The sequence below is a fragment of the Paenibacillus sp. FSL K6-2862 genome, from assembly GCF_038005125.1.
GTDB lineage: Bacteria > Bacillota > Bacilli > Paenibacillales > Paenibacillaceae > Paenibacillus > Paenibacillus illinoisensis_A.
The window spans coordinates 5,741,334-5,760,602 of sequence record NZ_JBBOSN010000001.1 but is presented as its reverse complement, the minus strand read 5'-3'; the positions used below and the strand labels follow the sequence as shown (position 1 = coordinate 5,760,602).

The 19,269-nt window shown below is 48.8% G+C and carries 17 protein-coding genes; 11 read left to right on the top strand and 6 right to left on the bottom strand.

What is annotated here, in order from left to right; translation table 11 throughout:
* Window positions 1–170: 170 nt before the first annotated feature.
* Window positions 171–989, bottom strand: coding sequence for an AraC family transcriptional regulator (locus MHB82_RS26100; protein WP_095361747.1), 819 nt, complete (start codon window positions 987–989; stop codon window positions 171–173).
* A 207-nt stretch (window positions 990–1,196) separates the two neighbouring features.
* Here MHB82_RS26100 and MHB82_RS26095 point away from each other — a divergent pair, with 207 nt between their 5' ends.
* On the top strand, window positions 1,197–1,973 hold the full coding sequence (locus MHB82_RS26095) for a sugar phosphate isomerase/epimerase family protein (protein WP_095292272.1): 777 nt from the start codon (window positions 1,197–1,199) through the stop codon (window positions 1,971–1,973).
* Between the two features lie 65 nt (window positions 1,974–2,038).
* Entirely contained in the window at window positions 2,039–3,058 is a 1,020-nt protein-coding gene (locus MHB82_RS26090) for a Gfo/Idh/MocA family protein (protein ID WP_095361700.1), read from the top strand.
* A gap of 186 nt (window positions 3,059–3,244) precedes the next feature.
* Here MHB82_RS26090 and MHB82_RS26085 read toward each other — a convergent pair whose 3' ends face one another.
* Together MHB82_RS26085 and MHB82_RS26080 are read right to left on the bottom strand one after the other, a co-directional pair.
* On the bottom strand, window positions 3,245–4,192 hold the full coding sequence (locus MHB82_RS26085) for an aldo/keto reductase (protein WP_341176199.1): 948 nt from the start codon (window positions 4,190–4,192) through the stop codon (window positions 3,245–3,247).
* 18 nt (window positions 4,193–4,210) lie between these two features.
* Window positions 4,211–5,215 carry a Gfo/Idh/MocA family protein gene (locus MHB82_RS26080; protein WP_341176198.1) on the bottom strand — a complete coding sequence of 335 codons (1,005 nt, stop codon included), beginning with the start codon at window positions 5,213–5,215 and terminating at the stop codon, window positions 4,211–4,213.
* Between the two features lie 118 nt (window positions 5,216–5,333).
* On the opposite strand from MHB82_RS26080, the gene MHB82_RS26075 reads away from it, so the two are divergent.
* The 3 genes from MHB82_RS26075 to MHB82_RS26065 all read left to right on the top strand — a co-directional run bounded on the left by MHB82_RS26075 (window position 5,334) and on the right by MHB82_RS26065 (window position 7,391).
* Entirely contained in the window at window positions 5,334–6,170 is an 837-nt protein-coding gene (locus MHB82_RS26075; protein WP_095361703.1) for an AraC family transcriptional regulator, read from the top strand.
* A gap of 119 nt (window positions 6,171–6,289) precedes the next feature.
* Complete coding sequence (locus tag MHB82_RS26070) at window positions 6,290–6,694, top strand: Rrf2 family transcriptional regulator (protein WP_095292279.1); 405 nt, start codon at window positions 6,290–6,292, stop codon at window positions 6,692–6,694.
* A 247-nt stretch (window positions 6,695–6,941) separates the two neighbouring features.
* Window positions 6,942–7,391 (top strand): nuclear transport factor 2 family protein, encoded by a 450-nt coding sequence (locus MHB82_RS26065; protein WP_095361704.1) that lies wholly within the window; start codon window positions 6,942–6,944, stop codon window positions 7,389–7,391.
* A gap of 136 nt (window positions 7,392–7,527) precedes the next feature.
* Here the strand turns inward: MHB82_RS26065 and MHB82_RS26060 are convergent, their stop codons facing one another.
* The gene (locus MHB82_RS26060) at window positions 7,528–8,907 is read right to left on the bottom strand and encodes an MFS transporter (protein WP_110821672.1); all 1,380 of its coding nucleotides are present in this window, start codon (window positions 8,905–8,907) and stop codon (window positions 7,528–7,530) included.
* A 212-nt stretch (window positions 8,908–9,119) separates the two neighbouring features.
* Between MHB82_RS26060 and MHB82_RS26055 the strand changes: the two genes are divergently transcribed.
* Window positions 9,120–9,443, top strand: coding sequence for an ArsR/SmtB family transcription factor (locus MHB82_RS26055; protein WP_110821673.1), 324 nt, complete (start codon window positions 9,120–9,122; stop codon window positions 9,441–9,443).
* A 209-nt stretch (window positions 9,444–9,652) separates the two neighbouring features.
* The gene (locus tag MHB82_RS26050; protein WP_095292285.1) at window positions 9,653–9,856 is read left to right on the top strand and encodes an aspartyl-phosphate phosphatase Spo0E family protein; all 204 of its coding nucleotides are present in this window, start codon (window positions 9,653–9,655) and stop codon (window positions 9,854–9,856) included.
* A 23-nt stretch (window positions 9,857–9,879) separates the two neighbouring features.
* On the opposite strand, the gene MHB82_RS26045 is transcribed toward MHB82_RS26050, so the two are convergent.
* On the bottom strand, window positions 9,880–10,758 hold the full coding sequence (locus MHB82_RS26045) for a carbohydrate ABC transporter permease (RefSeq protein ID WP_095292286.1): 879 nt from the start codon (window positions 10,756–10,758) through the stop codon (window positions 9,880–9,882).
* Window positions 10,759–10,792: 34 nt separating this feature from the next.
* Window positions 10,793–11,650: an ABC transporter permease gene (locus tag MHB82_RS26040; RefSeq protein ID WP_167301747.1), complete on the bottom strand. Its 858-nt coding sequence runs from the start codon at window positions 11,648–11,650 to the stop codon at window positions 10,793–10,795.
* A 356-nt stretch (window positions 11,651–12,006) separates the two neighbouring features.
* Between MHB82_RS26040 and MHB82_RS26035 the strand changes: the two genes are divergently transcribed.
* From MHB82_RS26035 to MHB82_RS26020, 4 genes are all read left to right on the top strand, one after another.
* Window positions 12,007–13,767 (top strand): sensor histidine kinase, encoded by a 1,761-nt coding sequence (locus MHB82_RS26035; RefSeq protein ID WP_341176196.1) that lies wholly within the window; start codon window positions 12,007–12,009, stop codon window positions 13,765–13,767.
* Window positions 13,742–15,334: a response regulator transcription factor gene (locus tag MHB82_RS26030; RefSeq protein ID WP_341176195.1), complete on the top strand. Its 1,593-nt coding sequence runs from the start codon at window positions 13,742–13,744 to the stop codon at window positions 15,332–15,334. Before MHB82_RS26035 ends, MHB82_RS26030 begins: the two co-directional genes overlap by 26 nt.
* Window positions 15,335–15,476: 142 nt before the next feature.
* Window positions 15,477–17,129, top strand: a complete 1,653-nt coding sequence (locus MHB82_RS26025; protein WP_341176194.1) for an extracellular solute-binding protein — start codon at window positions 15,477–15,479, stop codon at window positions 17,127–17,129.
* Window positions 17,130–17,556: 427 nt separating this feature from the next.
* Window positions 17,557–19,254 (top strand): DUF6138 family protein, encoded by a 1,698-nt coding sequence (locus tag MHB82_RS26020; RefSeq protein ID WP_341176193.1) that lies wholly within the window; start codon window positions 17,557–17,559, stop codon window positions 19,252–19,254.
* Window positions 19,255–19,269: the final 15 nt, after the last annotated feature.

Here is a 19,269-nt window from a genome sequence, read left to right as displayed (position 1 = left end):
GGGTAATGGAAATTTCGTTAATGATGGTTGAATCTGTAAATGACTATGATTTTAACTATACAGGGTTATGCGGGAGGAGTCATGAATAAATTTGGAGCAGTAAAAAGTTCAAAGAACCCATGAACGTGACCTGTGTATAGGTCGTCATGGGTTGGGGATTTCATGTGATGTTACACATGCTCCATATCAAAAGACGGGTGGGACTGGGATTTCAGATATTCCAGAGGGGACATGCCGAAGTGAGCGCGGAACACCCGGTGGAAATAGGAATAGCTGGCGAATCCACAAGTCTCGGCGATATGCTCCAGTGTCATTTCACTGTACTTCATGCGTTCCAGTGCGACATTCAAACGAATTTCAATGGCGTACTGGATCATGGTTTTGCCGTAGTGTTCCTTGAACAGCCGTACGGCGCGTGACAGACTAAGACCAGCGTAACGGGCAGCTTCCTCAAGTTTGAACGTAACGGTAGCATGTTCCTCAATGAATCGTTTTAGCTTCAGGGTGGAGGACACGCTTCGATCCGTCTGGAGACTTTCGCTAATCGCACGGTCGATGTACAGACAGAGTCCGCGTAATAACGCGTCTTTTAACTCCTCATTTTCTTCAAGAGGTCCCCGGCGCTGCTCCAGCAAAATATTGCGCCACAGGCTGACCAGTTTGTCATCCAGTCCAATCCGATTTACGGTAGGGCGCTGAATTCGCTTCCACCACTGATCAATCCAGGAACCTTCACAGAACAAATAATAGTCGCCGCTGGACAATCGGCCTTCCTTATGCGGTTCTGCGACCACGAGATGATAGTCATCTCCTGGTTTCAACAGCAGCAAATCCCCGCTCGTCATCGTAAATTCTTCATCCTGCACATATACCTTGCAAGAGCCTTCGGTTTGCAGACGGAACAGGTAGGTCTGAAGCTCGCCCTTCATGTTGTGGTTAAATGCCTTGTAGTGATAAGAGTAGTCACAGATCAATACTGAAGTCTTCAACGGTTCCAAAGATGCAATCCTCCAATATAGGTATCCTGCATGCACTTTTATAGGTGAAATCATCGTGATGCAAAATACTGGAATAAAAAATCAGTCAAATAGTTCATGTTCTGACGATATTGTATATGTTCATTCTAGCCTGTTTTGCGGTAGGATGATACCAGATAGAGCAATGAAAGCAAATTTGAGAGCAGAGGTGTATCATTCATGAAAAAACTTAATATTGGTTTGCAATTGTTCACCCTCCGTGATGAAACTGCAGCAGATTTCCGTGGCACATTGCGCAAGGTAGCAGAGCTTGGTTATGAAGGTGTGGAATTCGCTGGTTATGGTGACATTCCTGCCGAAGAGATGAAAGCATTGCTAGATGAGCTGGGCCTCAAAGGATTCAGCAGCCACGTTTCCCTGCACGCGATGCGCGAAGATTTGCAAAAACAAATTGATTACCTCAAAACCATTGGGGCTCAATATATGATCTGTCCTTACCTCATGCCTGAAGATCGTCCTGACAATGCTGAAGGCTGGACCAAGTTGTTCGCTGAACTGCAGCAATATGGTGCGGAAGCAGCGAAACAAGGTTTGATCTTTGGTTATCACAACCACGACTTCGAATTCCATGGCCAAGTTGGCGACAAAAATGCCTTTGATGCCATGTTCGCAGAAACGACGCCTGAGGCTGTACAAGTGGAAATGGACGTATGTTGGGTCCAATTTGCGGGACAAAATCCGATCGAGTATATTAATCAATATGCAGGCCGTCTGCCGCTTCTCCATCTGAAGGACTTCAGCAAAGACGAACAGGGTCAGATGAAAACATTGGAACTGGGACAAGGTTCGGTTGACCTGCCAGCAGTTATTGAAGCATCAACGAGCGCAGGCGTGGAATGGCTGATCGTGGAACAGGATGTATGTCAGAATCCTCCACTTGAAAGCGTAGCCAACAGTTATAACTGGCTCAAACAGAACTACCTGAACCAATTTTAATCTAGCAATTCGAATCATTAAATGAAGCAAATGCTGAATCTACTTGTCAAAGGGGACATTAATCCATGAGTAAAATTAAAGTTGCTGTATTCGGCTGTGGAGCCATTGCTGAACGCAGACATATTCCAGAATACGCTGCTAACGAAAACGTAGAGCTTGTCGCTTTTGCTGATCCAGTTGTGGAGCGTGCAGAGAAAATGGCCGAAACATACGGCGGCAAAGCATACTCCAGCTACGAAGAGCTGCTTGCAAACGAAACCGTTGATGCTGTTAGCGTATGCACACCTAACTATCTGCATGCTTCCATGGCCATTGCTGCTGCGAATGCAGGCAAGCACGTGCTGGTTGAGAAGCCGATGGCTGTTACCACCGAAGAAGGCGAGCAAATGATTGAAGCTGCCAAGAAAAACGGTGTGTATCTGATGGTTGGACACAACCAACGCCTGATGCCTCCACACGTCAAAGCAAAAGAAATCCTGGATTCCGGCAAACTGGGTAAAGTGCTCAACTTCCGTACTTCCTTTGGTCATCCAGGACCGGAAGCATGGAGTGTGGACGGAGCAGAGAGCTGGTTCTTCCGTAAGGAAGAAGCAATTATGGGCGCCATGGGTGACCTCGGCGTGCACAAGTCTGACTTCATTCGCTATTTGCTGAACGATGAAGTGTCCGAAGTGGCTGGGTTCATCAGCACCCTGCACAAAGAAGGCACGCAAGTGGATGACAATGCGACATGCTTGCTTCGCATGAAGAGCGGTGCCATTGGTACACTCGTTGCCAGCTGGACTCAATACAGAGCAGGAGATAACAGTACGGTTCTGTGGTGCGAGAATGGCGTCATGAAAATCGGTACGGTCGAAGGCGACGAAGTAATCGTCGAGCTGACGAACGGTACGGTTGAAACGTACAAAGTTGGTGCGATGGCAACGAATGAGAAGCAGGTACCAAGCGGCGTTATCGACGCATTTGTGGAATCCATTGTGACTCAAACGCCTCCAAGCATCTCCGGTGAAGAAGGTCTTCGTTCCCTGCAGGTCATTCTGGCAGCCTTCGAATCCGAGAAGACAGGTCAGATCGTTAAACTGTAAGACGGACCCGTTCAAAGTCGTTATATATGTTCATATGAGGGTACCTCCAGCGTTTCTCTGGTTGGTGCCCTCTTTTTATTTACTTTAGTATGGAAAAGAGACGGCCTCCCGCATCGAAAGTGGGGAGGGCCGTCTCTTAAACCATACTGCGTTTGAAGCGTTTCTGCTTTGGATCAGTTCTTGCAGTTACACAACTGGTTTGACGTCGCTCGCAAGATCAAGCCAGGCAATCTCGTCAACAGTCAGAGTCAGGCGTGAGCCTTCGTCACAGGATAACAGCTCATCACGATTCTGTGCTCCGATCAGTGCACAGGTCGGGAAGGACTGGTTCAATACATAAGCTAATGCAATCTGAATGGCCGTTGTATTCTTCGTTTCGGCCAATTCCCCGGCACGGCGCAGTCTTTCCCAGTTGCCGTCACTGTAGAAGACACGAACCAGATCGGCATTGTCACGTACCTTAGGTGTGAAACGACCGGTGAAGAAGCCGCGTGCCTGCGAGGACCAGGACAGCAGCGGAAGCTGTGTCCGTTCATGCCATGCCAGTGTCTCTGCATCTGCCGATACACAGCCAGCCCAGAACGGCTCGTTCGCCTTGGCCAGGCTGAGGTTCGGGCTGCTGAATGTGAAGCCCTTCAGATCATGTGCAGCCGCATACGTATTGGCTTCCTCCAAACGCTGCCAAGTCCAGTTGGAGGCACCGATCGCACCAATTTTACCAGACTCAATGTGCTCATTCAGTGCTTCAAGAATGGCACCCACAGGAATATTCGGATCGTCCCGGTGTAATGCATACAATTCGACATGATCCGTCTGCAGACGTTCCAGGCTGGTAAGCAGATCGCTGCGAATGGCATCGGCATTGACACGGGGGCCGTTCATATCATGGTGGGCACCTTTCGTCAGAATGACAACCTGATCGCGATTACCGCGTTCTTGCATATAGCGTCCGAGCACTTCTTCACTCTGTCCGCCGCAATAGATATGAGCCGTATCCACGGTGTTTCCGCCAATCGCCAGAAAGGCATCCATATTCGTGGCCGCTTTTTCATAAGCATCATGCACAAAATAATCCGTACCTTTGATCAACCGGGAGATCGGTTTTCCTGCACCATTAATCGTAATGAATTCCATTGTACACACCATCCTCGTTTATAGTGTAATTCGTGTACGTTCCTCTGCAGAACGAAGACAAGCTTCAAGTACTTTCATATTGGCCACCGCATCTGATGAAGCAAAACGCAAATCTTTACCTTGAAGTACGGCACGTGCCATATCATCCCCCTGCAAGGAGTAATGGTTGACCTGAGGGACCTCAATTTCCCTGCGTTCACCGCCCGCCGTAACGTAGAAGTTCGAGCTGCGGTCCGGTTTGCTGATAAATGCGGACGGAACCTCAATGATGCCTTCCGATCCAAGCACCTCCAGCGTATTGCGGAATGCTGCCCACATGCTGCTGTCAAACGTGACGCCAACGTGATCATTGAATTCAAGTAATCCCGAGGCCATCATGTCGACATGGTCGTGCTCAGGGGAGAACATGCCGATGACCGTTACCGCTGATGGTTCCTGGCCGAGCAGCAGTCGTGCTGCACTAATGGAATAACAGCCAATATCATAGAGAGCACCGCCGCCCCATTCACGTTTGAACCGGACATTGCCTGCGGAACCGGAATTGTTGAACGAAAATGTACTGTGAATACCGCGAATTTCTCCAATTTCACCGCTGGCAATGACGTCTCTGATCTGGTCGTAACGGGGATGATGCCGATACATAAACGCTTCGGCGAGCAGTACTCCGGCATCATCACAGGCTTGCGCCATTTCGCGGGCCTCCTGCTCGGTTAATGCGAGTGGTTTCTCGCACAGGATATGTTTGCCCGCTTCTGCCGCACGGATTGCCCACTCCCGGTGGAGATGGTTGGGAAGGGGAATATATACAGCGTCAATGGAGTCATCCTCGAGCAGTGCTTCATAACTGCCGTAAGCCTGGGGGATTCCGAGCTGTTCAGCGGTTTGTTTCGCCTTTTCCTCGTCCCGACTCGCGATCGCCGCCACTTCATTCAACTCCGATTGCTGCAAACCAGGAATGACAGAACCTTTGGCAATGCTAGCGCTACCAAGAATGCCCCAGCGTAATTTACGATCTGAATTCATGAGTTGTTTCCTCCTGTGGATGAATGTATATTGTGATTATAAGGAATAGATCGATGAATGAAAATGATAATATATTGAGATCTATTAACACAATATTGCTTGCCAAGGAGAAATATTCATGATGAGACAGACTGTATTGCTAACCCTTCAGGATATTCCATATTTTTGTTATCCCGAGTCCGTTGGTCATTATGTGGATCACCCCGAGCATTCCGTATTGCGGGAGGCTGGTGCACTTAATAACTTCAATATTCACTACGTAGCTTCAGGTAAGGGGTATGTGGAAGTGGACGGGATTATCCATGAACTTCGGGCGGGTCAAGCGGTACTCTATTTCCCGCAGCAGCGTCAGCATTATTACAGCAGTGAGGATGATCCGTGGGATGTGCGCTGGGTTCATTTTTACGGTGAACGTCTCCATGACTACATGATTGAACGGGGGCTGCATCGCAATCTGTTGTGGACGCTGCGGCAGCAAGCCCCTTGGGAAGAGGCTCATCTGGCCTTGCTGCACGAGGCTGAACAGAACCGGATGCTGCGTCCGGCTCAGCTGTCCACGTTGACGTATGCTGTACTGGCCGAGTTTGTCCAGCATGCGGTACCTCTGAAAAACACACGTACCAGCCAAGCGGAGAACCGCATTCTCGGATTGCTCCCGCAGATGCAGCAGGAGGCATGTCAGCCCTTTTTGCTTCAGGATTGGGCGGATCTGGCGGGTGTCAGTTCGTATTACTTTTGCAAATTGTTCAAGAGTGCCGTCGAGATGACGCCGATGGAATTCGTAACCCGTTCCCGGCTGCAGATGGCGAAGCAGTGGCTGCTCGAACGTCCAACGGCCAACATTGGACAGATTGCCGAGGAGGCGGGATACCCGAACGCCAGTTATTTCAACCGCCAGTTCATGGCGCACGAAGGCATGACACCTACGGAGTACCGAGGACTTTATCACAATTAATAACTACTATATATAGAGGTTCCAATTAACCGCGAAATCTCAGATCTCCTGGGGTTTGACAGCGAGCTCAATCAAGTCTATTATGGATAAATTAAATCCGTATACAATGAGGTGCCCTCATGAAATATTCAAAAGCAACCAACTATGCCTTGCATACCATGCTTCACCTTGTGATTACAGAACCGGAGCAGCTGGTTAGTGTTCATCAACTGGCTGATTTGCAGAAAGTATCCCCAACCTATCTGTCCAAAATATTGACCAAGCTGGTTAAGGCGGGCATGATTGAATCCACTTCCGGAGCCAACGGTGGCTATCGTCTGAGTCGCAAAAATCCGGACCCTTCATTTCTGGAGATTATTCACGCCATTGAAGGGCAGGCTTCCCTGTTCGAATGCTCTCAGAACCATAACGAGGGCTGTTTGATTCAGCAGGTCATGATTCATGCCGAGGAACAGATGGAGAACTATCTAAGCAATAAGAAAATGTCCGAGCTGGCTGCCCAAATGAAGGCATATCAGAGATAACGTTTGGGTGAAGAGCGAATCAGCTTCTAGCTGAGTGCGGCTTCCCACTTTACTTTTGTATATAGATACAAATAAGTCCAAAAGTCCGAGAGCGGCATGAAGCAGCATGCCTAACTTTCGGACTTTTTTCGTGGTGGTAGCCAAGCATACAATATGCCGTTGTGCCTAATACAAGCGCAATGGTACAATAAGGAAGATTAATAGATACATATTTTTTAAACCTATTACATCTCTGGAGGGACAACAGATGAGCCAATCAACCATCACAGGACTGGAACAATTGCTTGCACTCGAAAATATCCGTAACACGAAGGCACGCTATTGCCGCTTTATTGATACGAAGCAGTGGGACGCACTGGGCGATGTGTTTGCTCCGGATGCAGTAGCTGATTTCAGTACGGAAGGTAACCCCATTCCGGTATTAACGGGCCGAGATACCATCGTGCAGGTATTCCGTGACCTGGTGGATGTTGCTGTAACCGTGCATCACGTACACAGCGCCGAGGTTGAATTTGTATCCGCGAACGAAGCCAAGGTTATTTCTCCGATGGAGGATTGGGTGACATTCCCCGAAGGCAATGAGAACAAATCCTTCCACGGATTTGGACACTACCATGAGACGTTTGTTCAGATCGACGGTCAATGGTATATCAAGCATACAAGCCTGAAGCGTCTACGTTTGGATATGTTTGAATAATAATCATGAGAGATATAAAGTAAATCAGAATAGCAAAAGCCCCAAGAACATGGTCCATGTCATTGGGGCTTATTTTATATTGAGAAGCCTAGCCTAGCCTAACCTAACCTGGTCTGTCACTCCTTAAGAGCTTGGATTAGGACGAAGCGGAAGAAGCCTTTTTGCGGGACTGCATGGACAGGTATACCCAAGAGAACATCACGGATGCCAGAGCAACCACGGTCATGCCCCAGAAAATATTCGTGTAGGCTGACGACAAGGACAGCTGCTGCATCGCAGTCAGAGCTACGCCGGTTACGGCGACACTGAATGCACCGCTGAAGAACTGGCTAAGTTGGAACAGGCCCATGCCTGCACCCACCTGATCCATGGTCAGGTTATTGGACAGTTCGTTGGAAACGCTCGTTGTGAGAGCGGAGAAACCTACACTCAACAGGATATAAATGATCATTATTGCATAGATGCTGTTATCTGCAAACAGAGCGAACAATCCCGCGGCAGCGAGCAGCAGCCATGGTGCAAACCTAAGCAGCTGTGTATTGCCATGTCTGTCAATCATTCGGCCAATCCGGTTGGACAGCAGCATGGAGACAACTGCACCCGGGAAGATAACCAGTCCGGATTGGGCTGGTGTCAAGGCGTACAGATGGGCCAGAATTTGTGGCAGCAGGAACAGAGTCGAGAAGTTGTTGATGTAGGAAACGATCCCGAGCGAGCTGAGCATCATATATTTTTTGTTTTTGAACAGGGCTGGCTGAACAAATGGATCGGCCGCACGTCGGATTCGTAGCCAGAACAATAGTAGTGCTACGACACCAACGACAAGAGTTACCCACTCACGTGAAGTGAGGAACAGAAGTACCCCTGTGGTTCCGATCGCCAGAAGCAACGCACCCAGCAAGTCGAACGAACCCTTTTGCGGCATTTCACTCGGAAGCAGTTTGAAGAACACAGGGATCAGGAATAACGTTAATCCGGTAACGATAAAGAGATCGTGCCATCCTAGAAATTGAGTAATGCTGCCGCCGATGACAGGACCAAGTCCAAGACCGAGGGAACTCGCAGACATAATCACGGCCATGGATTTACCCCGGCGGTCACTTGGAACGTAACGCGTGATGAGCACGATGGCCAGTCCCGGCACGGATGCGGCCCCTGCTGCCTGAATCAGACGTGCACAGAGCAGGATAATGAAGTGATTGCTGAAGAATCCCAGAACCGATGCTGCACCAAGTAAAGTGAGACCGGTTGTAAACAGCGTCCGAATCGGTACAAAGTCCGACAGGCGTGAAAAGGTAATCGACGATATGGCAAAAACGATGGAATAACCTGTTACAATCCACGAGGAAGCAACGGATGAGAGCTGGAATTCGGCTGCAATTTTGGGCAGGGCCAGGTTGAACATCATCGTATTCATGACGACGAGAACTACCGTGAAACCAAGCAAACTTACAATTAACCCTTCCTGTAGTCCGGTCGTTCTTTCCCCGGATGATGCGGTAGCGGTGTTATTCATGAAAACCTCCTTGATCTAATGTGTAATTTCGCAACATTTCAGAAACGGTATGTAACATTTGCAAAATGAGATATACAGTGAATCCCATGCCTGACAGCAAGGGAACCATTGACGAAATTAGAAATTAAAGTTCGATTGGTATCGAACTTTAGAAATATATCATGGAATTATGCTAAAATACAATGGATAGTCTGAAAAAAGGAGACTACATCATGAAAATTTTACATCATCCTCAATTGGAGGATATTGAACTTTCTTCCGTGTTGTACGCGTTAAGCGATCCCACCCGCCTTGGCATTGTTGCGGAAGCAGCCAAGAGTGGAGAGCAGCCCTGCAGTCATTTTAATGCACCTGTTGTGAAATCCACGATGTCCCATCATATTCGCACGCTGCGGGAAGCTGGCGTCATTCGGGTGAGGGTGCAAGGTACCCAGCATTTTCTTACACTTAGGCTGGAGGATCTGGAAACACGATTCCCTGGCCTTATGCAGCCTTTGTTACAGGCCGCTGCTCAGGCGTCCACCCATCAGGCCTAAAACTTGTCCTTTCTTCAAGCTGAAGAGGGGGCATTTTTTTATTCCTACTTGGTGGAAGCTCCTTTAATACACCTACTTATTTCAGCCTGTACAAGAAAAAATATACAAATTTTAATTTTGGGGTAATCCGCAGCCCTCCATGTTCCGAATATTATAATAGATGGTCTTTTTTGGGTGATGGATATTGAAGGACAACAGGGGGCGGGAGTATGGTGCATAATCCGGAAACCATTCAGGAATGTATCGAAAAGGCACGGCAAAGACTCTACCAGATCGCAAATTCACATACGGAATTAATGCATCCGGAGGTCATTCGTCAATCGATGATTCTGGATGAGTTAATTAATGAATATAACAAAGCCATTCGTCTAAACGGAAAAACACCCCGAGACAAAAGCCCCGGGATGAGATGATGCGACAATAATTCGCGTTCGTTCTATTCTTTTACCGCCCCAAGCACAATCCCCTTGACGAAGAAACGCTGCAGGAACGGATACACGAGCAGGATCGGCAGCGCGCCAATGAAAATCTGAGCAGCATTGACCGTACGTTGAGACATGTTCTGAAGCTGCGTGGCATCCACATTCATGTTGGAGAAGTCCTGCTGTACGATAATGGTCTGCATCAACGTAGCCAGCGGATATTTGGAAGCATCATTCATATAGATGAGCCCGTCAAACCAGGAGTTCCATTGGCCTACCATGGTGAATAGCGAGATCGTCGCAATCGCGGGCATGGACACTGGCAGATAGATCCGGAACAAGGTTGTAATATGGTTAGCTCCATCAATAAAAGCCGCCTCTTCCAGCTCTTTCGGAACATTACGGAAGAAGTTCATCATCAGTATCAGATTCCAGACCGCAACCGCTCCTGGCAAAATCAGTGCCCACAGCGTGTTGATTAGCCCCAGCTTTTGAATCAAAATGTAAGACGGGATCAGCCCGCCGCTGAACAGCATCGTGAAGATGAAAAACCAAGCATACATAGAGCGTCCCTTGAAATGAAGACTTTCTTTGGATAATGGATATGCCGTTAGAATGACCAGTACCATACTGAGCAGTGTGCCAAGAACGGTACGCTGAACCGAGATCCAGAGTGCACTGAGAAAGTTGCTGTTACCAAACGTTTTGGTATAGGCGTCTACGGTAAAATCAATCGGCCAGAGTGTGACCAGATTGGCGGAGGCTGCCGCCTTGCCGCTGAAAGAAACCGCCAGAATATGAACGAGCGGCAGCACACACAGCAGTGAAACGGCCGCAATGAAGAACAGGTTGAAGCCATTGAATATCCGGTACCCGGTCGTTTTGTGATACACTTTGATTCCCCCTTAATGCAGTAGGCTAAACCCCTTAGAAAATGCGGTAATTGGCGATTTTGTAAGCCATCCGGTAGGCAGTAATGACCAGGAACATCGCGACGAAGGACTTGAATAGTCCTACCGCTGTTGCGAAGCTCATTTTGCCATTCAGGATCCCCATCCGGTACACAAACGTGTCGATAATATCGCCTTTCTCATACACGAGCGGGTTATACAGATTGAAAATCTGGTCAAATCCTGCATTCAGAATATTGCCAAGGGACAGCGTTCCCACCACAATAATCATCGGCACCAGGGCAGGCAGCGTAATGTGCAGCGTCTGCTTGAGCCGTGTTGCTCCATCCACCTCGGAAGCTTCATAGAGAGCCGGATTAATCCCCGCCAGCGCAGCCAGAAATACGATCGTGCCAAATCCGAATTCCTTCCATACATCACTGATGACAACCGTTACCCGAAACCAGTCACCATCTCCGAGAAAGAAAATCGGTTCAATCCCTGCAGCTGCCAACACCTGATTCACCAGCCCACCCTCTGGGGACAGCATGTCGAGCAGAATGCCGCCTAGTACAACCCAGGACAGGAAGTGGGGCAGGTACACGAGTGTCTGTGAGAACCGTTTGAACGTGGAGTTTCGCACCTCATTCAGCAAAATGGCGAATACCACCGGGGCCACCAGGCCGGCCACAATTTTCATGGAAGCAATCAGCACGGTGTTCCAGATCACCTGTACACTGTCGGGATACTCGAACATGAACCGGAAGTTATCCCATCCCACCCATTTGGAGCCCGTGAATCCAAGCCACGGTTTGAAATCCTGAAAAGCAATAATAATGCCGCCCATGGGTACATAGGCGAACAGCAATGTGAGCAGTACAGCAGGCAGCAGCATCAGGTGCAGCGGCCATGTGCGTTTGAAGTTCCAGCGGGTACGTTTGCGTGGATTGCGTATCGCCTGCCGTACCGGTGTCTTGGTTGTTAATGGTTGTTCCATAGCCATCAGTGTCCCTCCTTATGTATCGTCCAGCCTCCGCATGGTGAGGCATTTCGGCCTCGTGCAAAAAGTGGAGCAACTGAATTATAGCAACGGAAAAGGGTGCGCTATAGACCAACATTTCAAGGCGAATGTTGATTTGTTAACCTGTTGAGGCAATTAATGATTTCAAAATCAATATAGATATGAAAGGGTTTTCAATATAAAATAGGACTTCGAATACGTTCGATTATATCTCGAGACAGGGTGAAACGATGAAATTCACAGTATTTGCAAAAACGGTCATTCTGCTGATCTGCCTGCTGGTGCCCATCTTGCTGCTCTATACCTATGCCAACCAGGCGAACGTGGACATGGTCGTGGAGGAGAAACAGCAATCGAGCTTGAACCAATTCAATTATTTCAGCTCCCAGGTAGATAAAAATATTGAGCAGCTCTCGCTCTATGGGCTTACCCTTTTGAGAGATCCCAGCATACTGCATTACCGTTACATGACGGAAACGACCAGCCAGTATGAGAAGAACAGCATTTATCTCGACATTCTCGACAAATTATCATTGTACCAGTCCACCAGCCGCTGGAAAAACGACATTACAATTCTGCTTCCGCAGGCCGAACTGGTGTTATCCACCAAGGCAAGCCGAACCGTCTTCAATGAGAACATGCTGAAGTTTCCCCAGCCTGGCCAGTGGCAATTGGATGAGGGAGGATTCACGTTTTTTTTCACGGACAATTATGAGTGGAATGCCAAGCCAGCGACGACAGGGGTTCGGACCGTGATGGAGATTAATTTTGATCCGATGAATATTGTCGCCATGCTGGACGACTTCAAGGAGGCGCAGGGAGGAGACCCTTTTCTGTACGTGCCAGGCAATGACCCCTTATTAAACCGCAGTGCTGACCCTGATCTGGTCCAGGCCATTATGGAAAATATGCCGTTGAACGGGCTGGACAGCGAGGGGAATCATCAGCTGGAGGCCGGTGGCAAGCAGTATCTGGTGAGTTATGTTCCTTCCAAACAGCTTCATGGCGTCTATGTGAATCCCGTTGTACTGGATGATCTGCTCACCCCGATGGATAAGAGCCGGAACATGTTTGTTACATCCATACTCCTGCTGCTGGCCTTGAGCATCGGGGCGGCATTATTGCTCTACCGCAAGGTACAGATTCCCATCTATCGCCTGATGCAGGGGCTGCAGCAGATTCGCAAAGGCCAGCTCTCGACCCGAATTCCGGTGGATCATTCACGCGATGAATTTGCGTACCTGACCCAGAGCTTCAATCATATGGCGGAACAAATTCAGGAATTGATCGAAAAGGTGTACGAGGAACGCATTCGTTCAAGAGAAGCCACGCTCAAGCATTTGCAATCACAGATCAATCCGCACTTCCTGTACAACTGCCTGTTCTATATTAAAAATATGACCCAGCTCGGTCATTCGGAAGCCGTTATTGCGATGTCGCTGAGTTTGGGAGATTACTACCGGTACATCACCCGGGATGAGAATGACATGACAACGGTGGAGGAGGAAATTCGGCTGCTCGACAATTATTTGTCCATACAGCAGATGCGGACCAATCGGTTATCCTTCGAAATTGCTGTACCGCAGGAGCTGATGCAGCAGCAGATTCCAAGGCTGCTCATTCAGCCGATTGTGGAGAATGCGGTCATTCATGGCATTGAACCAAGCGAAGGCAGTGGCCATATCGTGGTGACCGGAATGTCAGCCAAAGAGCAAATCAAAGGGAAATCCTTCAACCGCTACAGTTTGTTCGTGGATAACGATGGGGTTACGCTGACATCCGTAGAGATTGAAGAGTTGGAACGGGAAGTGAACGAGCCTATGGGTGAAGAGATCGGTACCGGCACCTGGAACGTGCATCAGCGTCTGGTTACGCGATATGGGCATTCATCGGGGCTTCATTTTGCAGCGATTCCTTACGGGGGACTTAGTGTGGAAATACGATGGTTTGAGGAGGAACAATCTCATGATGAATCTAATGGTCGTGGATGACGAACACTCAGCGGTGGAATCCATCGCTTCCTCTATCGCATGGAGGGAATATGGCATCGGTCAGGTATACAAGGCATATTCGGTTAAGGAAGCGTTGCAGCAGATGGCTGCCCATCAAGTTCATATCATCATTACGGATATCCGTATGCCGGGCCTGTCGGGACTGGATCTCGTTAGTCATATTCGGCAAAAGTGGGAGCAGACCAAATGCATTATTCTATCAGGACATGCGTCTTTTGATTACGCAAAACAGGCCCTTAAACATGGAACGGTAAGTTATCTGCTTAAACCGGTGCGCGATGAAGAACTGATCGAAGCCGTGCAGCAGGCCTCCGTGCAGATCCGGCTGGAAGGAGAGAAACAGCAGCTGCATCAGCGTGCGATGTATTCGGTAAGGGAGCATTTGCCGGAGAAAAGGGCGGAGTTAATGAAGGATGTGCTGCTCGGGCGCAAGTTTGCCGAAGATGAGCTTGAGGGTAAGCTGGAACAATTGGAGATCGGCTTCCGGCCCCAGGATAAAATGCAGCTGCTGCTGATCCGCTATGATGACCCACAGCCAACGCACAAGGCATTTCGATTAATGAAATACGCCATATCCAATGTGGTGGAAGAAATCTTCAGCAGCAGCTACCATCTCTGCCATACCGATGATGCGTATGATGATCTGGTGTTCATGGCCAGTCCGAAACAGGCACAGTCTGAACCGGAACTGCTGATGGGACGGCTTGGCGATCGATTGATACACAGTGTGAAGCAGTATTTGAATGCAACAATCTCGCTATCGGTCAGCAAAACAGGCCGTTTCCCCCATCAGGTACCGCAGCTGTATCATCAGGCTGTAAGTGCCTTGCGGAAGCAGGGTGAAGCAGGGAAAGGATTGCATCTGAATGCTGCAGCCAGCTCGCATGGAGCCTCTTTGAAGTCACTTACTGCGCTCTATGAACCACCTGGTCTGACAACGCTGCTGGAAGCCGGGAGAATGGAGGATGCACATCGCAAAATCGATCAGATCTTTGCCGAGCTATCAGGCAGCGTATTTCCGGAGCATGTCTACGTTGCCTTTCATTATCTGGCGGCCGCTTTCTCTTATATGGCTCACCGGGAAGGCAAACAGTTATCCGCTGTGCTTGGAGAACAATATCAGCAGCTGCTGAAGGATGGTTATGGTGTATCGCTGCGGAGCCTGGAGGCATGGACCCGGAACGTCATGCAGCAATGGACAGAGCGTACCCAAGACTCGGGTCAAGAGAGTGGGTCCACCCTGATTCGGCAGGTACAGCACTGGATTGACCATCATCTGGGAGAAGATCTGTCCCTGCAGGTCATTGCGGGAGAGGTTCATCTGCATCCGGTGTATTTGTCCAAAATGTACAAACAGTCCACTGGCGAAGGCATCAGCGATTACATTATTCGCTCCAGAATGGAACGCGCCGTGCACCTACTGAAGCATACCGGGATGAAGATCTATGAAGTTGGCCAGGAAGTGGGCTATAACAATACCCCTTACTTCATTCAAGTGTTTCGCAAGCATTATGGCCTGACACCACAGGATTTTCGGAACGGTTAACAAATCAATATGAACATTGAAATTGTGATATATGTTTGCCTCCCCGGCTGCACTATCCTTTTCATGTAAGGTGCATGAAGCATGGATGGGTGATGCGAGATGCACAAAGGGTATCCAAAGTTACCTGAGGAGGGGTTAGTTCATGTATAAAAAGATGATGACGGCAGTGCTTGCATTAACCATGGTTGCTGTAACAGCATGCAGTTCGGGGGCCAAAGAGGAGCCTGCGAAGGAAGCGGCTGCGCCGCTTGCGATGCAGAACGGGAAGTACGAACCAGCGGTGCAGATGAGCTACTTGCGGGCTTGGAACGATGACACGAAGTTTAAGAACGGGGAAACGGCACAGAGCAATGTGCATACCAATTGGGCCAAGGAACGTCTTGGCATAGAGCTGACCACACCATGGGCTGTGTCAGTGACTAATGACGCCTTTTATACGAAGCTCCGCCTGTCTCTGTCTGCCAACGAGGAGCTGCCGGATATCGTCTCCATCCGTGGGGACTACAACCTGGTGCGTGAGTTGATTGAGTCCGGCAAGTTCGCTGATGCAGGTGCACTGTTTGATAAATATGCATCTGACACGTGGAAACAGGCGTCCGAATCGGCACCAGAGGAATGGTATCCCTACATGTATGAGGGTCAGCGTTACGGCATTCCGATCTTCGACTATGCCTACAACGGCGATCCGGTGATGTTTATCCGGGAAGACTGGCTGAAGAAGCTAGGATTGGAAGAACCGAAAACGATCGATGAGCTGGTTGCGGTCATGGATGCATTTACGAATCAGGACCCGGATGGTAATGGCAAGAAGGATACGTATGGTTTGACCGTCGGTATGAAGAATGCGCTGAATACATGGATGACGGAATCCGGCTGGATCTTCGGCATGTACAACACGATGCCAGGACAATGGAACGAGGCTGAAGACGGAACGCTGCAATACGGCTCGGTGCAGCCAGGAGTGAAGGAAGGTCTTGCTACAATGAAAGAGTGGCTCTCCAAAGGTTATCTGCCCAAGGAAGCTGGCGTATATGATGAGATCAAGGCAGCTGAACTGTTTACAGCAGGTAAGGCCGGGATCATCGTGGGTCCGCACTGGATGCCCAACTGGCCCATTGATGACGTGAAGAAAAATGTGGACGGTGCCACCTATAAAGCCATCGCTCTGCCAACCGGCCCGACGGGTGAGAGTCATCATCATGGTTCCGGGGCCAGCAACGGGGTTGTGTTGATCAACAAGGATATGGCTAACCCGGAAGTGTTCTTCACCTATCAGAATTATTTGTTCGATAACTTTGCCAATCCGGAGGTGGGCAGCGAGTTCGAGCATGGGTTTGCCCAAGGATATGATTTTGACATCGTGGACGGCAAAGTCGTGGGCGAAGCTGAAGTGAAAGATGGCGTATCGCCGCTGAAATACACGATTACCTATGATGGTGCACGGATTCCGAATCTGATGATGGATACGCTCGCAGAACTCGCGACAGGCAAGGAACCTGAGACGCCTTTTGAGAAAAATACGAGCATTGCCAACAAACCGGAAGTATTTGCTGCAGCACAAGTTGTAGTTGCACATAAGGATGATGCGATCAAGAACAAATTCACGGGTGCGCCAACCGATACAATGAAGATGAAGAAGGATGCGCTCGACAAACTGGAGAAGGATACGTTCAGCAAAATCATCTATGGGCAAGTTGGCATTGAGGAATTCGATGCGTTTGTAACGAAGTGGAAGTCGATGGGTGGCGACGACATTACTGCCGAAGTAAACGAATGGTTTAAGACCGTGAATTAATACGGTAAACGGTTTATGGTATGAATTGAAATGTAAAATTGACATGAGAACGGAGAGGACAGAAAAGACCTGGAGAAGCGAAGCGGTTGCCTTTATCACCGGATAGCTTGGGATCATACTAAAGTATTAAAAGAAGAATGAGGGTTTCGTGAATACACCGGATTTGGGCGGAAAGTCGCCTGACTCCGGTGTTTTTTGGTATGAGTACAGGATGCGCAGACAGGTATAGAGGAAGAGATCATCTATTTTCTTAGCCAACAACCGTGCATAAGTCTTATTGTTCCAGGTGTGCATGAGAGAGTAAAATAATAGATGTTATGCGAACGTCAATACGTATTTTCACTTGCGAGATTTATGGAGCAATCCTGAAGAAATAGAACATGAGCTGTTATTCAATAGAGTTTAATTACGAAAGGCAGGAAATTAGATGAGTACACTATATGATCAGGCCATGGAAGAGATGATTGGCGCCATTCATGAATGGTTTGATGAACAGGAGAAGCGAAGCGACTTGGACGAGGTAGTGAAGCGAACCACGCTGCAGGTGGGGATCATGGATGATGTTTTACTGGATTACAGACCTGGACGCACGACGGTTGACAGCCTGGATCTTGGTTTGGATGATGGCTTGAAATCCAGGAACGCAGGTTCATTTACGGAAGAGCAGGTACGAAGCGAAATTCAGCCTCAGCTTGCTGAAGTGATCCAGAGAAGATTGGATGAGTTGGGAGATACACCTCTGATCGACTATCATTTCACCTTTCGCGGGAAATTTCCAACGACCGAAGGGAAGCTGCAATTGACGCTATTTGAATACATCAACGAAGAGAAGAAAGAGCAGCTGCTGGAACGCATTCATACCTATGTGGAACAAAAGCTGGAGAACGGTACATATCCAACGAAGCCGCTTGAATCCTTTTTTCTGACGCGTCATTTGCTTGATCCAGAGCTGTTTCCGAGTCCAAATATCGCCTGGATTATAGCTCAATATGACCGCATTCAGGAATTGAATAAAAGGCGTCAGGATGCCCTGGTTGAGCATCGCGGCAATATCATTCGTGCATTGAAGGATTGGGCAGAGAATCTATTTTTGCCACAGTATTATGATATTCAGTTATCGGAGTATAGGTCGAACGAATATACACTCAAGCCAGGCGCCGTTCTGGAACAGATTGAGTCTCATGGAGAAGGTGAGAACCATGGGCAGCAAGAGGCCCAGCCTATCGATCTACTTCTGTACGCAGCGGTCATGATTTTGCGTTTTGAGCCCAGCTACAGTAAACCGACAGGCCTTACCTTCCTGGAACTGGCGAAACAGCTGGGGAGCGACCGTGCAGTTCGAATGATGGCGGAAGGCAGCGGGGCTTATGCCAAGGAAGACATTCATGTAAAAAATGAACAGGTGGAATGCACAGCCAATGATGTGTTCTCTCTCATTACAATCGTTATCCGTCAGGAAGAATCATCTGCCTATGAGCAGGCACTGGCATTCATTATTCGGTTACTGAAGAAAGGCTTCCCTAAAAGCTATAAGATCAAGCTCAAATCCAAGGCAAAACAATATTTGCCGATCAAGGGACTCGCCAAGTCGGATACTCATCGATTCTTCGCAAGTGTATTGGATTATCCGAATTTGTATCCACTTCTTGAAGAGTACGCTCGTGAAGCCATTGAAGAATTCGAATGGTATGGAGACACGGAGGGGGAGAAGAACTGTATGCCAGGCAGCTATGCCACGTTTGGATTGGGGCTCGCAGACGAGGCGTATTTTCCTTTGGTTGAATTTTATATGGGAGAAGTGGACGACGAACACCAATTAGTGCAGGACAAATTCACTGCTGCCTTTGCCGAAAAGCACGGTATAACAGCTAGCTCTGCACCTGCATTGATTACCTGCCTACGACGTTCAACAGATAGCTTGAAGTTGAAGATCCAGCCCGAACTGGAGAATGACGAGAAGCTTGCTCTTATGGTGCAGCAGATCAGCGGTCTGGAAACCTATGAAGTGGAGCGTGTGATATATCCAATCTGGGGCAAAGTGGAGAAGCTTGCAGGTCTGGCCCGCAAAGCTGAAGGGAAACGGAAAGAGCTGCTGCTAGAGCTCCTGCAGGCTGCAGGTAAATAGGGGCTTAGCCATCAA

Bases quoted from the DNA above. Each gene is read 5' to 3' on its own strand.
- MHB82_RS26095 (WP_095292272.1), top strand. From the start codon at position 1,197: ATGAAAAAACTTAATATTGGTTTGCAATTGTTCACCCTCCGTGATGAA.
- MHB82_RS26090 (WP_095361700.1), top strand. From the start codon at position 2,039: ATGAGTAAAATTAAAGTTGCTGTATTCGGCTGTGGAGCCATTGCTGAA.
- MHB82_RS26085 (WP_341176199.1), bottom strand. From the start codon at position 4,192: ATGGAATTCATTACGATTAATGGTGCAGGAAAACCGATCTCCCGGTTG.
- MHB82_RS26080 (WP_341176198.1), bottom strand. From the start codon at position 5,215: ATGAATTCAGATCGTAAATTACGCTGGGGCATTCTTGGTAGCGCTAGC.
- MHB82_RS26075 (WP_095361703.1), top strand. From the start codon at position 5,334: ATGATGAGACAGACTGTATTGCTAACCCTTCAGGATATTCCATATTTT.
- MHB82_RS26070 (WP_095292279.1), top strand. From the start codon at position 6,290: ATGAAATATTCAAAAGCAACCAACTATGCCTTGCATACCATGCTTCAC.
- MHB82_RS26065 (WP_095361704.1), top strand. From the start codon at position 6,942: ATGAGCCAATCAACCATCACAGGACTGGAACAATTGCTTGCACTCGAA.
- MHB82_RS26060 (WP_110821672.1), bottom strand. From the start codon at position 8,907: ATGAATAACACCGCTACCGCATCATCCGGGGAAAGAACGACCGGACTA.
- MHB82_RS26055 (WP_110821673.1), top strand. From the start codon at position 9,120: ATGAAAATTTTACATCATCCTCAATTGGAGGATATTGAACTTTCTTCC.
- MHB82_RS26050 (WP_095292285.1), top strand. From the start codon at position 9,653: ATGGTGCATAATCCGGAAACCATTCAGGAATGTATCGAAAAGGCACGG.
- MHB82_RS26040 (WP_167301747.1), bottom strand. From the start codon at position 11,650: ATGCTGCTGCCTGCTGTACTGCTCACATTGCTGTTCGCCTATGTACCC.
- MHB82_RS26035 (WP_341176196.1), top strand. From the start codon at position 12,007: ATGAAATTCACAGTATTTGCAAAAACGGTCATTCTGCTGATCTGCCTG.
- MHB82_RS26030 (WP_341176195.1), top strand. From the start codon at position 13,742: ATGATGAATCTAATGGTCGTGGATGACGAACACTCAGCGGTGGAATCC.
- MHB82_RS26025 (WP_341176194.1), top strand. From the start codon at position 15,477: ATGTATAAAAAGATGATGACGGCAGTGCTTGCATTAACCATGGTTGCT.
- MHB82_RS26020 (WP_341176193.1), top strand. From the start codon at position 17,557: ATGAGTACACTATATGATCAGGCCATGGAAGAGATGATTGGCGCCATT.